Origin of the sequence: Streptomyces sp. NBC_00691, assembly GCF_036226665.1 — a bacterium.
Lineage (GTDB): Bacteria > Actinomycetota > Actinomycetes > Streptomycetales > Streptomycetaceae > Streptomyces.
This window is the reverse complement of sequence record NZ_CP109007.1, coordinates 2,180,368-2,194,226: the sequence shown is the minus strand read 5'-3', so window position 1 is coordinate 2,194,226 and position 13,859 is coordinate 2,180,368. Positions and strand designations below refer to the sequence as shown.

The following is a 13,859-nucleotide window of genomic DNA, read 5'->3' as shown; positions in this document are numbered from 1 at the left end:
GAACCGGTCCATGGACAAAGATCGTCGCAGTTTGGACGTTAGAGCCCGCCCGGCCCCGATCCGCCGGAGGGGCCTGGGGAGGGGCACCACCGCATGTACCACACCTGGATGCGCTACTTCACGCCCAGCCCCGTCCACCACCGCCTCGGCCTCGTCTGCCTCGGCGTCGGACTCCAGCACGGCACCCTGCCCACCGTCGGGCCCCGCACCCTCGACCACCACGTGGCCGTCGTCGTCTCCGCCGGCAGCGGCTGGTACCGGGGCTCCGACGGGCGCCGCACCACCGTCACCGCGCCCGCCCTCCTCTGGCTGACGCCCGGCACCCCCCACCACTACGGCGCCGACCCCGGCACCGGCTGGGACGAGGCCTTCGTCGACTTCTCCGGGCCCGCCACCGCCACCTACACCGAACTCGGCTACATCGAACCCGACCGGCCGGTCGTCCCCCTCGCCGACGCCGCGCCCGCCCGCGCGGCCATCGGCCGGATCGCCCGCGCCGCCCGCGCCGGCAACCCCCTCCTGGAGGTCGAGACCGGCGCCGCCGTCCACGAACTCCTCGTCGCGCTCCGCCGGGCCCGCGCCGACACCAACGCCGACGGCGACCCCGTCCTCGCCGCCCTCGCCCGCGACGCCTTCCAGCCGCTCTCCGTCGCCGAACACGCCGCCCGGCACGGCATGACCGCCGCCGAGCTGCGAACGGCCGTCCGCCGGGCCGCCGGCTGCAGCCCCAAGGACTACCTGCTCACCGTGCGCCTCGGCCGCGCCAAGGAACTCCTCGCCGCCACCGAGCTGCCCGTCGCCGCCGTCGCCCGCCGCGTCGGCTACGACGACCCGGCCTACTTCTCCCGGCTCTTCACCCGCCGGGTCGGCACCGCCCCCATCCGCTTCCGCGAGCAGCAGGGACGGTCGGTCCACGGCGGCTGGAGCAACACCGTTCCGGATCCCGAACACCCGCCCACGATCCTCCCGAGATCCGTCTAAGCTCGCAGATCATGAGTGACTCCACCGAGGCCCAGCCGGCCGACGCCCCCGCCCAGGTCGACGAGGCCGTACGGGCCGAGCTGACCCGACTGCGCGAAAGCATCGACAACATCGACGCGGCGGTCGTGCACATGCTCGCCGAGCGCTTCAAGTGCACCCAGCAGGTCGGCGTCCTCAAGGCCGAGCACCAGCTCCCGCCCGCCGACGCGGCCCGCGAGGCCCGCCAGATCGCCCGGCTGCGGGAACTCGCCGGGAGCGCGAAACTGGACCCGGCCTTCGCGGAGAAACTGCTGAACTTCATCATCGCGGAGGTCATCCGCCACCACGAGACGATTGCGGACGGAGCACGCTGATGGCCCGCGTCACGGTCTTCACCCTCGGAGGGACCATCTCCGCACGAGGCGGTGACGCGGCCCGGATGAGCGGCCAGGAGGTCCTCGCCGAACTCGGCGGCGACCACGACGTCGTCCTGAACGACTTCCGCCGCGTCCCCAGCTCCACCCTCACCCACGCCGACCTCGCCGCGCTCGCCGCCGAAGTCCGCGCCACCGTCGCGGCGGGCTCCGGCGTGGTCGTCGTCCAGGGCACCGACACCCTGGAGGAGACCGCCTTCCTCCTCGACCTGCTCTGCACCACCGAGCAGCCGGTCGTCGTCACCGGCGCCATGCGCCGCCCCGACCTGCCGGGCGCCGACGGCCCCGCCAACCTGGCCGCCGCGCTCGCGGTCGCCGCCCACCAGGCCGGCCGGAACCTCGGCGTCCTCGTCGTCCTCGCCGACGAGATCCACGCCGCCCGCTTCGCCCGCAAGACCCACACCACCTCGGTCGCCACCTTCGCCTCACCCGGCGCCGGGCCGCTCGGCACGGTCGTCGAGGGCGAACCCCGCATCCTGCTCCGCCCCGCCGCGCAGGCCGCGTTCTGCCCGCTGACGCTCGACCCCGAGGTACGGGTGGCCCTGGTGACCCTCTCCCTGGGCGACCGCGGCGAACTCCTCGACGCCGTCGACCACCGCTTCCAGGGCCTCGTCGTCGCCGCCTTCGGCGCCGGTCACGTCCCCGCCCCGCTCGTCGAACCCCTCGCCGAACTCGCCCACCGCATCCCGGTCGTCCTCGCCTCCCGCACGGGAAGCGGCGCGACCCTCTCGGACACCTACCGCGGCCCAGGCTCGGAGTACGACCTCCTGCACCGCGGACTGATCCCGGCCGGCCCCCTCGACCCCGCCAAGGCCCGGATCCTGCTCCACACCCTGCTGTCCAGCGGAGCTGCCGGCCCGGCCGGCTACGACCGCCCCCGGATCACCGCCGCCTTCGCCCACCTGAACGGCTCGGGACTCGCCTGACGACGGCGGGAAACACCCCACCGGACGGACCCGGAGCAGGTCCGGACCCCACCACCCCTGCCCGAGGCCGAAGGCATCGGGCAGCATAGGGCCATGTCCGTACTGACGCGCGACGAAGCGCAGACCCGTGCCCAGCTCCTCGACGTCCAGCACTACAGCGTGGACCTCGACCTCACCACCGGCGACGAGACCTTCGAGTCGACCAGCCTCATCAGGTTCACCGCCCGCACCGCCGGGGACACCTTCGTCGAGCTGAAGCCCGAAACCCTGCACTCCGCCCTCCTGGACGACGAACCCCTCGACGTCACCGCCCTGGACGGCAACCGCCTCCCGCTGCGCCTGAGCGAGGGCGAGCACGTCCTGCGGATCAGTACGACCATGCGGTACTCCCGTACCGGCGAGGGCATGCACCGGTTCGCCGACCCCAGCGACGGCGAGTCGTACGTCTACACCCAGCTCTTCATGGAGGACGTCCAGCGCGTCTTCGCCGCCTTCGACCAGCCCGACCTCAAGGCCGTCTTCGAGCTGGCCGTCACGGCCCCCGAGGGCTGGACCGTCCTCGCCAACGGCATCACCGAGCAGCAGCCCGACGGCCGGTGGCGCTCCGCCGCCACCCCGCCGCTCTCCACCTACTTCGTGTGCGTCGCCGCGGGCCCCTGGCACTCGGTGCGCACCGAGCACGCCGGGCTCCCCTTCGGCATCCACTGCCGCCGCTCCCTCGCCGCCCACCTCGACGCCGACGCCGACGAGATCCTCGCCGTCACCAAGGCCTGCTACGACCGCTTCCACGAGAAGTTCGACGAGCCGTACCCCTTCGACTCGTACGACCAGGCCTTCGTCCCCGAGTTCAACGCGGGCGCCATGGAGAACCCCGGCCTCGTCACCTTCCGCGACGAGTTCGTCTTCCGCTCCGCCGTCACCGTCACCGAGCGGCAGACCCGCGCCATGGTCATCGCCCACGAGATGGCCCACATGTGGTTCGGCGACCTCGTCACCCTGCGCTGGTGGGACGACATCTGGCTGAACGAGTCCTTCGCCGAGTACATGGGCTACCAGACCGTCAACGAGGCCTGCTCCGACCTCTTCCCCGACACCTGGGTCGACTTCGGCGTCACCAGGAAGGCCTGGGGGTACGAGGCCGACCAGCGGCCCTCCACCCACCCCGTCGCCCCCGACCCGGAGGCCGTCCCCGACACCGCCTCCGCCCTCCTCAACTTCGACGGCATCTCGTACGCCAAGGGCGCCTCCGCCCTCCGCCAGCTCGTCGCCTGGCTCGGCGAGAAGGACTTCCTCGCCGGCATCAACATCCACTTCAAGCGCCACAAGTTCGGCAACGCCACCCTCGCCGACTTCATCGACAACCTCGGCGCCGCCACCGACCGCGACGTCCACGCCTGGGCCGAGCAGTGGCTCCGCACGACGGGCGTCGACACCCTCACCCCGGCCCTCGCCGGCGAGGGCCTCCGCTGGCAGCTCACGGTCGACCGCGCGGGCAGCCGCCCGCACCGGGTCGCCGCGGGCCTCTACGACCGAGACCCCTCCGGCGAACTCGTCCTCCGCGAGCGCCGCGAACTCGACGTACCCCAGACCGAACCCGCCGAACTCACCGGCCCGCGCCCGGCCCTCGTCGTCCTCAACGACCAGGACCTCACCTACACCAAGCTCCGCTTCGACGAGACGTCCCAGGAGTCCGCCCTGCGCGGCCTCTCGCGCATCCCCGACGCGCTGACCCGCGCGGTGATCTGGAACGCGATGCGCGACATGGTCCGCGACGGCGACCTCCTCCCCGCCGACTACCTCGAGGTCGCCCTCGCGCACCTCACCCAGGAGACCGAACTCGCCCTCGTCCAGGGCGTCCTCGGCTTCGCCCGCGCCCAGATCGCCGACCGGTACGTCACCGGGGAGGCGCGCCCCGCGGCCCTCTCCACGATCCGGCAGATCGCCCGCGCCCTGCTGCGCCGCACCGAGGACGGCGAGGCGCCCGGTCTGCGCCTCACCGCCGTCCGCGCCCTCATCGACAGCGCCACCACCCCCGACCAGATCACCTCCTGGCTCGACGAGGGCACCGTCCACGGCGGCCCCGAACTCGACCCGGAACTGCGCTGGCGCATCCTGGCCCGGCTCGCCGTCCTCGGCGCCACCGACGAGCCGGCGATCGCGGCCGAACTGGAGCGGGACCCGAGCGCCACCGGCCAGGAGGGCGCGGCCCGCTGCCGGGCCGCGCTCCCCACGGCGGAGGCGAAGGCGACGGCCTGGTCCGCCCTCTTCGACACCGACGACCTCTCCAACTACCTCTTCACGGCCACCGCCCAGGGCTTCTGGCAGCCGGAGCAGGCGGAACTCGTCGGCGCGTACGTCCCCCGCTTCTACCCGGCGGCCATCGCCCTCGCCGGACGCCGGGGCGCGGCCATGGCCGAGGCGGCCGGCCGGTACGCCTTCCCGTCGTACGCCATCGACCAGGAGTCCCTGGCCCTGGGCGAGCGACACCTGACGGACGACATGACCCCGGCCCTCCACCGCAGACTGGTGGACCAGCTCGACGACCTCCGCCGAGCCCTGAAGGCCCGCGAGGCCTGACGCCCCGCCGTGGGTCCGCGCCCGACCGGTGCCCGCACCGGCCGGGCCGCGACCCGCCGGCCCACGTAACCCGTTCGGGTTACAGCCGCAGACTCCTCGGACATACCCCCACAACCCCCGGCACTCTGTCGTCCATGCGTGCCGAACCCCCACCCCTCGCCGGAGGCGCCCCCGGCTCCGACGCCCTCGCGCCCCTCCTCCGTACCGTCCTCGACGCCCTCAGAGCAGGGGCGGAGGACCGCGGCGGCCCCCTCCCGGCCGGCGGCCCGGACACCGTGGCGCGCCACGTGCGAGAGGCCCTCGGGGACCCGTTCCCCGAGACGGGACGAGGACCCGACGAGGCCCTGACCACCCTCGTCCGCGCACTGGCGGCCGGCGCCGCCGACCCCGCCCATCCCCTCTGCGCCGCCCACCTCCACACCCCGCCCCTCGCCCTCGCCGCCGCCGCCGACCTCGCGGCCTCCGCGCTCAACCCGTCCATGGACTCCTGGGACCAGGCCCCCGCCGCCTCCGCGATCGAGGACCGGATCACGGCCGCCCTCGCCGCCGAGGTCTACCCCGACGCCACCCACCCCGACGCCCTCGTCACGACCGGCGGCACCGAGTCCAACCAGCTCGCCCTGCTGCTCGCGAGGGAGCGCCTCGGCCCCGCCGTCCGCACCGTCGTCGGCGCGAACGCCCACCACTCCTTCCGGCGGGCCGCCTGGCTCCTCGGCCTCCCGGAGCCGGTCGTGGTGCCCACCCCGCGCGGCACCCTGGACCCGGCCGCCCTGCGCGAAGACCTGACCCGCCTCACCGGCCCGGTCCTCGTCGCGGCCACGGCCGGCACCACCGACGAGGGCCTTATCGACCCGCTCCCGGCCCTGGCAGGCCTCTGCGAGGAGCGGCACGCCGACCTCCACGTCGACGCCGCCTACGGAGGCCCCGTCCTCTTCAGCCGTACCCACCGCTCCCTCCTCGACGGCCTGGCCCGCGCCCGTACCGTCACCGTCGACCTGCACAAACTGGGCTGGCAGCCGGCCGCCGCCGGACTCCTCGCCGTCCGGGACGCGGCCGACCTCGCCGCCCTCGGGCACACCGCGGCCTACCTCAACGCCGACGACGACACCGAGGCCGGCCTGCCCGACCTCCTCGGCCGCTCCCTGCGCACCACCCGCCGTCCCGACGTCCTCAAGACCGCCGTCACCCTCCGGGCCCTCGGCCGCGACGGCCTCGGCGCGCTCGTCGACGCCTGCATGGACCGAGCCCAGGACCTCGCCGACCTGGTCGAGAAGGCACCGGAGCTCGACCTGCGGGCCCGGCCCACCCTCACCACCGTCCTGTTCCGGCCGAACGGCCCCGGCGTCACCGACGAGACCGTCGCCGCCGTCCGCCGCACCCTGCTCGCCGAGGGCCGCGCCGTCCTCGGCCGCGCCGAGGCGGACGGCCGCCTCTGGCTCAAGGCCACCCTGCTCAACCCCCACGCCACCCCCGGCGACCTGGCTCAGCTCATCACCCTCGTGGAAGGCAGCGCGCAGCGATGACCGGCAGCACCCCCCAGGACGACCTCGACCGCCCCCTCGATCTCGTGGGCGTCGGCATCGGCCCCTTCAACCTCTCGCTCGCCGCCCTCGCGCACGGGGTCCCCGGCGGCATCGCCACCGCCTTCTACGAGCAGAAGCCGGCCTTCCACTGGCACCCGGGCCTCCTCATCGAGGGAGCCACGCTCCAGGTCCCGTTCCTCGCCGACCTGGTGACCCTGGCCGACCCGGCCAGCCCGTGGACCTTCCTCAACTACCTGAAGAGCCGTGAGCGCCTCTTCCCGTTCTACTTCGCCGAGAAGTTCCACATCCAGCGCGCCGAGTACGACGCCTACTGCCGCTGGGTCAGCGAGCGGCTCCCCGGCCTGCACTTCGGCCACCAGGTCGACTCGGTCCGCTGGAACCCCGAACGGCGCCTGTTCGAAGTCGACTTCACCCAGCTCGACCCGGAGGGCGAGGCCGAGGCCCTGGGCCGCGCGTACACCCGCAACGTCGTCCTCGGCGTCGGAACCGAGCCGTACGTCCCCGAGCCGCTCAAGCCGCTCGCCGACGCACCCGGCGTCCCCGTCTTCCACTCGGCCGACTACCTCGCGCACCGCGAGACGCTCCTCGCCGCCGGGCACGTCACCGTGATCGGATCCGGCCAGTCCGGCGCCGAGGTCTTCCTCGACCTGCTCAGAGCCCGGCCCGCCGGCGCCGAGCGGATCCACTGGCTGGCCCGCACGGAGGCCTTCGCGCCCATGGAGTACTCGAAGCTGGGACTCGAGCACTTCACCCCGGACTACACCCGCTACTTCCACTCCCTGTCCGAACCGGTACGTGGCGAACTCATGCCCCGGCAATGGCAGTTGCACAAGGGCATCGACGCCGACACGATCGCCGCCATCCACGACGAGCTGTACCGCCGGACCCTGCACGGCGGCTGGCCGGACGCCGTCCTCACCCCGGGCGTCCGGGTCCGCACGGCCGGCCGGGTCGCCACCACCCAGGTCGAGCTGCACCTGGAGCACCTCCAGCAGGGCACCCGCTCCCGGCTCACCACCGACGCCGTCGTCCTCGCGACCGGCTACCGGGAGCGCCCGGTGGACCGGATGCTCGCCGGCCTGGACCCGTACCTCCGCCACGACTCCGCGGGGCGCGCCCGGGTCGACGAGCGGTACCGCCTGGTCCTCGACCCGTCGGTGACCGGCGCCGTGCACGTGCAGAACGCCGAGCGGCACACCCATGGCGTCGGTGCCCCCGACCTCGGCCTGGCCGCCTGGCGGAGCGCCACCATCCTCAACTCGATCACCGGCAAGGACCCGTACCCTCTGCCGCGCCGCACGGCGTTCACCACCTTCGGCCTGGAGACACGAGAGGCGCCGAGCATCCCGGCCCAGGGCCAGAAGCTGACGCCTCTCGTACAGCAGTGAGAACGGGGTGATTCCTAGAAGACGGGGACGCCGTCCCGCGTCAGCTTCCAGTCCACCGAGGCGAACAGGGACGGGTCGACCGTCCCCTTCGCCTGCACCCACCGGATGATGGTGTTGCGGATCTCGTCCGAGTCGGCCCACAGCTGCTGGGCGCCGGCGACGTGCGGGAACGCGCCGCCGCCGCTCGCCCGGTAGTTGTTGACCGCGAGGACGAACTTCGCCGCCGGGTCGAGGGGCTTGCCCTCGAAGGACAGGTTCACGATCCGCGAACCGGCCGGCTTGGCGATGTCGATGTCGTACGTCAGTCCGGAGACGGCGTCGTAGTTGTAGTCCGGGATGCCGTCGGCGTTGGTCAGCTTCGCCGTGTCGACCGGGGCGCCCGCCGGCGTCAGGACGTAGTACCGCGCCGAGAACTCCAGGTAGTCCTTCAGCTGGGCGCCCGTCATCAGACGGGCCTCCAGGGTGTTCTCGAAGGGGTACAGACCGGCGGCGTCCTTGATGGAGACCTGACCGGCCGGGATGCGGGCCGTGCGGGAGAAACAGGAGGCCTGCGAGAGGACGGGCAGGGCCGCGTGGGCGCCGCCCGCGAGGGCCGCCTTCACGGTCTCGGCCTGGACGACGTTGATCAGGTCGATGATCGGCTCGTCCTTCCACGGCGCGTCGGCCGTGGTCATGGCGGCGGTGGAGGTGCCGATGATCTGGTTGACGTACGCGACGACCTTCTTGTGCTCGTCGCCGAGCAGCCCCGTGATCTCCGGGTCCTCCGCCACCGTGTTGGAGTTGAGGACCTTCGCGGCGACCTTCTCGACGGTCCAGCAGCCCTTCTCCCACACCAGGTCGAAGTCGAAGAGGGTGAGGCGCTGGCCCCACTTGAGGGGCTCGGACAGGACGACGTCCTTGCCGGTCTCCTTGTTCCTCACCCGGTACTCGGGGATCTCGGTGTGCGCGTGGCCGACGAGGATCGCGTCGATGCCCGGCACCTGCTCGGCGACGAGCCCGGCCGCGTTCTCGACGTGGGGGAGCTGGTCACCGTACGAGGAGGTCCCGCTGGAACCGGAGTGCGCGGAGACGACGACCACGTCGGCGCCCATCGAGCGCAGCTTCGGCACCCACTTCGCGGCCTGCTCCTCCAGCCCGGGGAAGACCATCTTCCCGCTGACGTTCGCCTTGTCCCAGATGGCGATGCCCGGGTTGGTCAGACCGAGGACCGCGACCTTGACGTCCTTGCCGTGCGGGGTCCGCAGCCGGTGCATGCTGTACGGCGCGAAGGCCGGGCGCAGGGTCTTGGCGTCGAGCGCGTTGGCGCCGAGCAGCGGGAAGTCGCACTGCTCCTCGAACTTCCGCAGCACCGGGATGCCGTAGTTGAACTCGTGGTTGCCCAGCGCGGCGGCGTCGTAGCCGATGGCGTTCATGGCCTGTGCCATCGGGTGCACCGGGCCGCGGCGGGCGGTGATCGGGTCGACCTTGGCGTAGTAGTACGAGAGCTGGGTGCCCTGGATGGTGTCGCCGGCGTCGATGAGGAGGGTGTTGCGGCGGCCCTTCTCCTTGCGGACCTGGTCGACCAGGGTGGAGATCTTGGCGAGGCCGACGTCGTTGTGGGCCTTGTCGTCGAACTCCTTGTCCGTGAAGTAGTCCCAGTTGAAGACGTTGCCGTGCAGGTCGGTGGTGCCCATCACGGTGAAGGAGTACCGCTTCCGCGGACGCGGGCGGCCGTGGCCGCCGTGGGCCTCGGCGGGAACGGCGACGGCTCCGGCGACGGCCACTCCGGCCCCGGCGGCGGCCGAGCGCTCCAGGAACGTCCTGCGGTTCAGCGGCATGTGTTCTCTCCCCTTGTGGTTCTGTGCCGTCGGCGCCGACCGTGGCGCACAACGCGCGTAGATTCTGACCCGGACGGCCACGCCGGCAACAGGGCTTTCGGGTTACGGAGTGGGAAAGTGTTCGGTGGACGATCGCTGCCGAACACGGAGGAGTCAGGACGTGACGCAGGAACACGCGACCCCGGAAGCACCCCAGGTGACGGTCCGTGGCGAGGGACGGCTGGAGGTCGACCCCGAGCTGGCCCGGATCTGGGTGGCCGTCTCCGCCCGGGGACCCGACCGGTCGACGACGCTCGCGGACCTCACCCGGCGCAACGCCCTGGTGCTCGACCTGGTCAAGGCGCAGGGCTCCGCGGTGGAGAAGCTGGAGACGGGCAGCTTCTCGATCTCTCCCGAGCTCACCCGCAAGGGGCGGGGGGAGCGGGTGCACGCCTTCCACGGGCGGGTGCGGGTCACGGCCGAGCTCACCGACTTCACCGTCCTCGGGGAACTGGTGACCCGGCTCGCCGATCTGGAGCTGACGAGCGTCGACGGCCCGTGGTGGTTCCTGCGCCCGGCCTCCCCGGCGTACGCCGAGGCCCGCAGGCTCGCGGTGACGGAGGCGGTGCAGCGGGCGCGGGCCTACGCGGAGGCGCTCGGCACCTCGCTCTCCTCACTCCTCGAACTGTCGGACGCGGGGGTAGCGGAGCCGCTGATGCCGAGGCGGGCGGCCTTCGGCTCGGCGGCGGTGGCGTACTCGGCGGAGGGAGCCGGGGAGGCCCCGCCGCTCGACCTCGAACCGCAGCGCCAGACGGTGACCGCCGAGGTCGTGGCGCGCTTCACGATGCGACCGCCCGCACTCTGAGACAGGGGGCGCCGGGGCGCGCAAATCGCTCATCGGAGCACCCCGGCGCACAGATTCAAGACTTGTCAACAGCCTTTCACGGAAAGGTTGTTGAGTAGTCATGTCCTGCCAACTCGCTACTGGTGGGTAAGGCCTAGGCTCGGAGCATGCGCCGAGCGAAAATCGTTTGTACCCTTGGGCCCGCCACCGAAACATACGACCAGATCAAGTCGTTGATCGAGGCCGGAATGGACGTGGCCCGCTTCAACCTCAGCCACGGCTCGTACGCCGAGCACGAGGAGCGCTACCAGCGCGTACGCAAAGCCTCCGACGAGACCGGCCGCAGCGTCGGTGTCCTCGCCGACCTTCAAGGCCCGAAGATTCGACTCGGCCGCTTCCGCGAAGGCCCCGTACTCCTTGAACGCGGAGACGAGTTCACCATCACCGTCGAGCCGATGGAGGGCGACCGCCACTGCTGCGGAACGACCTACGCCGGCCTCGCCGCCGACGTCACCGCCGGTGAGCGCATCCTCGTCGACGACGGCCGCGTCACCCTGGAGGTCACCTCCGTCGACGGACCCCGGGTGAACACCCTCGTCGTCGAGGGCGGCATGGTCTCCGACAACAAGGGCCTCAACCTGCCCGGTGTCGCCGTCTCCGTCCCCGCCCTCTCCGAGAAGGACATCGAGGACCTGCGCTGGGCGCTGCGCATCGGCGCCGACGTCATCGCGCTCTCCTTCGTCCGCAGCGCCCGGGACATCGACGACGTCCACCGGATCATGGACGAGGAGGGCCGCCGGCTGCCCGTCATCGCCAAGATCGAGAAGCCGCAGGCCGTCGAGAACATCGAGGAGATCGTCGCCGCCTTCGACGGCATCATGGTCGCCCGCGGCGACCTGGGCGTCGAAATGCCCCTGGAGCAGGTGCCGATCGTCCAGAAGCGCGCCGTCAAGCTCGCCAAGCGGAACGCCAAACCGGTCATCGTCGCCACGCAGATGCTCGACTCGATGATCGACAACTCCCGGCCCACCCGCGCGGAGGCCTCCGACGTCGCCAACGCCGTCATCGACGGCACCGACGCCGTGATGCTCTCCGGCGAGACCAGTGTCGGGCGCTACCCGATCGAGACGGTCCGCACCATGAGCCGCATCGTCGAGGCGGCCGAGGAGGACGTCCTCGCCAAGGGCCTCCCGCCGCTGACCGAGCGGAACAAGCCCCGCACCCAGGGCGGTGCGGTGGCCCGCGCGGCCGCGGAGATGGGCGACTTCCTCGGAGCCAAGTTCCTCGTGGCCTTCACGCAGTCCGGCGACACGGTCAAGCGGCTCTCCCGCTACCGCTCGCCGATCCCGCTGCTCGCCTTCACCCCGGACCCGGCGACCCGCTCCCAGCTCAACCTCACCTGGGGCGTCGAGACCTTCCTCGGCCCGCACGTCGACTCGACGGACGCGATGGTGGCCCAGGTGGAGGAGGAACTGCTGCGTATCGGTCGCTGCCGGCAGGGCGACATCGTGGTCATCACGGCCGGCTCCCCGCCGGGAGTAGCGGGCTCGACGAACCTGGTGCGGGTCCACCACATCGGGGAGTCGCTGACGTAGGGGTCAGTGCTTGGGGCCGACGTGCGCGTCCAGCAGGGCGACGGCATCACGTCGCGCCACCGAGACATCGTGCGCCCCGGTCGCCCGGAGCCTGCTCCGCCAGGCCACACCGACACGGTCCAGCGTGTCGGTGTACAGCCGAGCTATGTCGTCCGAGGTGTTGGTGAAGAAGTAGCGGGGGTACTCGTACCGCTTCCTTCGGCCGCCGATCGTCTTCTCCGTCCAGTTGACGACGCGCGATCCGTCGGAATGGATCAGTCCTCGGACGAACGGCCACGGGTGAGCGTCGACGATCTCCCGCTGCCATGGTTCGAGGACGATGGCACGCTCGTGCTTCTTGCCGGGCCCGTGCTGCGGGAAGAGGCAGACGAGGTGCTTGGAGTGCACCTTGGCGTCGCGACACCCGGTCTTCCGTGCCCAGGAGGCCGTGTTGTCGGGGAACACCGTGCGTACGGCCGTCATGGCTTCCTGCTGTACTCCGGGCCAGGCGTCGTCGAGTGTGATCCGCAGGCTCGGCACCCGGTGTTGCCGGGGGTGACTGATGTGCCCGTCACCGAGGTACAGCCCGAGAAGATAGGCGTACGCGGCTTCGTCGAGCTCGCGTCCGTCGCACCGCGGGCAGAGGGGGCGGTCGACCCTCCCCGGGCACTCGCCGCGCTTGGCGCGGTCCGCGTGCTTCCAGGAGCCGATCGTGCCAGGCGGGATGTTCAGTGTCCGGGCGACGGCCGCGTTCTTCGCGCCGCTTCGCAGCAGGGTGAGGGCCCGTTGGCGCGTTCCGATGTCGTACACACGGTCGACGTTGCCTGCTGTGGCGGCGATGCCGCGTACGAATCGGCAGGGTTCACGCGTGTGGGTGACGATCACTGACTGCTCGTCGACCTTCGAATCGAAGGAAAAGTGCCCCAGGTGGGATTCGAACCCACACTGTCCGCTGTTTGAGAGCGGCCTCTCTGACCAGTTGGAGTACTGGGGCCTTGGAAAGCGAGGGCGTTGCCGCCCCTGCGGGGCACCACATTACAGGAGCTAGGTAGGCTCAGGGGAGCAGTACTTGCCCCGCAACGAGGAGCCCCCGTGACCGCCCCCGAGTCGCCCCAGCCCGCCGACGACGCCGACGCGTCGCACGTCCCGCCGCTGACGACCCGCGTCGTCATCGCCGAGGACGAGGCCCTCATCCGCCTCGACCTCAAAGAGATGCTGGAGGAAGAGGGCTACACGGTCGTCGGCGAGGCCGGTGACGGTGCCACGGCCGTCGAGCTCGCCCGCGAGCACCGCCCCGACCTCGTCATCCTCGACGTGAAGATGCCCGTCCTCGACGGCATCTCGGCCGCCGAGAAGATCGCCGGCGAGTCCATCGCCCCGGTCCTCATGCTCACCGCCTTCTCGCAGCGCGAGCTCGTCGAGCGGGCCCGCGACGCCGGCGCCATGGCGTACCTGGTGAAGCCGTTCAGCAAGAGCGACGTGGTGCCGGCCATCGAGATGGCCGTCTCCCGCTTCTCCGAACTGCGCGCCCTGGAGCAGGAGGTCGCCGACCTCTCCCAGCGCCTGGAGACCCGCAAGCTGGTCGACCGCGCCAAGTCCGTCCTGCAGACCCAGTACGGGCTGACGGAGCCGGCCGCGTTCCGCTGGATCCAGAAGACGTCCATGGACCGCCGCATGTCCATGCAGCAGGTCGCCGAGGCGGTCATCGAGGACGCCGAGGAGAAGAAGGCGGCCAAGGGCCAGTAGCCCGCCCGCCTCGCCGTACCCGTACGGAGAAGGCCCGCCCCACGACTCTGTGGGGCGGGCCTTCTGTCCG

The 13,859-nt window shown here is 71.8% G+C and carries 11 protein-coding genes and 1 tRNA gene; 9 read left to right on the top strand and 3 right to left on the bottom strand.

Annotation, left to right across the window (positions count from 1 at the left end):
* Window positions 1-93 precede the first annotated feature (93 nt).
* From OG392_RS09850 to OG392_RS09825, 6 genes are all read left to right on the top strand, one after another.
* The gene (locus tag OG392_RS09850) at window positions 94-981 is read left to right on the top strand and encodes an AraC family transcriptional regulator (protein WP_329277670.1); all 888 of its coding nucleotides are present in this window, start codon (window positions 94-96) and stop codon (window positions 979-981) included.
* Window positions 982-992: 11 nt separating this feature from the next.
* Window positions 993-1,334 (top strand): chorismate mutase, encoded by a 342-nt coding sequence (locus OG392_RS09845; RefSeq protein ID WP_329277668.1) that lies wholly within the window; start codon window positions 993-995, stop codon window positions 1,332-1,334.
* A complete protein-coding gene (locus tag OG392_RS09840; protein ID WP_329277666.1) occupies window positions 1,334-2,320 on the top strand; it encodes an asparaginase in 987 nt (328 codons plus the stop codon). Before OG392_RS09845 ends, OG392_RS09840 begins: the two co-directional genes overlap by 1 nt.
* Window positions 2,321-2,413: 93 nt before the next feature.
* Window positions 2,414-4,897, top strand: a complete 2,484-nt coding sequence (gene pepN, locus OG392_RS09835; protein ID WP_329277664.1) for an aminopeptidase N — start codon at window positions 2,414-2,416, stop codon at window positions 4,895-4,897.
* 134 nt (window positions 4,898-5,031) lie between these two features.
* Window positions 5,032-6,420: a pyridoxal phosphate-dependent decarboxylase family protein gene (locus OG392_RS09830; protein ID WP_329277662.1), complete on the top strand. Its 1,389-nt coding sequence runs from the start codon at window positions 5,032-5,034 to the stop codon at window positions 6,418-6,420.
* The gene (locus tag OG392_RS09825) at window positions 6,417-7,829 is read left to right on the top strand and encodes a lysine N(6)-hydroxylase/L-ornithine N(5)-oxygenase family protein (protein ID WP_329277660.1); all 1,413 of its coding nucleotides are present in this window, start codon (window positions 6,417-6,419) and stop codon (window positions 7,827-7,829) included. The genes OG392_RS09830 and OG392_RS09825 overlap by 4 nt, the downstream gene beginning before the upstream one ends.
* A gap of 14 nt (window positions 7,830-7,843) precedes the next feature.
* On the opposite strand, the gene OG392_RS09820 is transcribed toward OG392_RS09825, so the two are convergent.
* Window positions 7,844-9,646 carry a bifunctional metallophosphatase/5'-nucleotidase gene (locus tag OG392_RS09820; RefSeq protein ID WP_329277658.1) on the bottom strand — a complete coding sequence of 601 codons (1,803 nt, stop codon included), beginning with the start codon at window positions 9,644-9,646 and terminating at the stop codon, window positions 7,844-7,846.
* A 160-nt stretch (window positions 9,647-9,806) separates the two neighbouring features.
* Here OG392_RS09820 and OG392_RS09815 point away from each other — a divergent pair, with 160 nt between their 5' ends.
* Together OG392_RS09815 and pyk are read left to right on the top strand one after the other, a co-directional pair.
* Window positions 9,807-10,490, top strand: coding sequence for an SIMPL domain-containing protein (locus OG392_RS09815; RefSeq protein WP_329277656.1), 684 nt, complete (start codon window positions 9,807-9,809; stop codon window positions 10,488-10,490).
* A 146-nt stretch (window positions 10,491-10,636) separates the two neighbouring features.
* On the top strand, window positions 10,637-12,064 hold the full coding sequence (gene pyk, locus OG392_RS09810; protein WP_329277653.1) for a pyruvate kinase: 1,428 nt from the start codon (window positions 10,637-10,639) through the stop codon (window positions 12,062-12,064).
* Between the two features lie 3 nt (window positions 12,065-12,067).
* On the opposite strand, the gene OG392_RS09805 is transcribed toward pyk, so the two are convergent.
* Window positions 12,068-12,853, bottom strand: coding sequence for a helix-turn-helix domain-containing protein (locus OG392_RS09805; RefSeq protein ID WP_329287176.1), 786 nt, complete (start codon window positions 12,851-12,853; stop codon window positions 12,068-12,070).
* A gap of 109 nt (window positions 12,854-12,962) precedes the next feature.
* Window positions 12,963-13,037, bottom strand: a tRNA-Leu gene (locus OG392_RS09800).
* A gap of 98 nt (window positions 13,038-13,135) precedes the next feature.
* On the opposite strand from OG392_RS09800, the gene OG392_RS09795 reads away from it, so the two are divergent.
* Window positions 13,136-13,789 carry an ANTAR domain-containing response regulator gene (locus OG392_RS09795; RefSeq protein WP_056560864.1) on the top strand — a complete coding sequence of 218 codons (654 nt, stop codon included), beginning with the start codon at window positions 13,136-13,138 and terminating at the stop codon, window positions 13,787-13,789.
* Window positions 13,790-13,859: the final 70 nt, after the last annotated feature.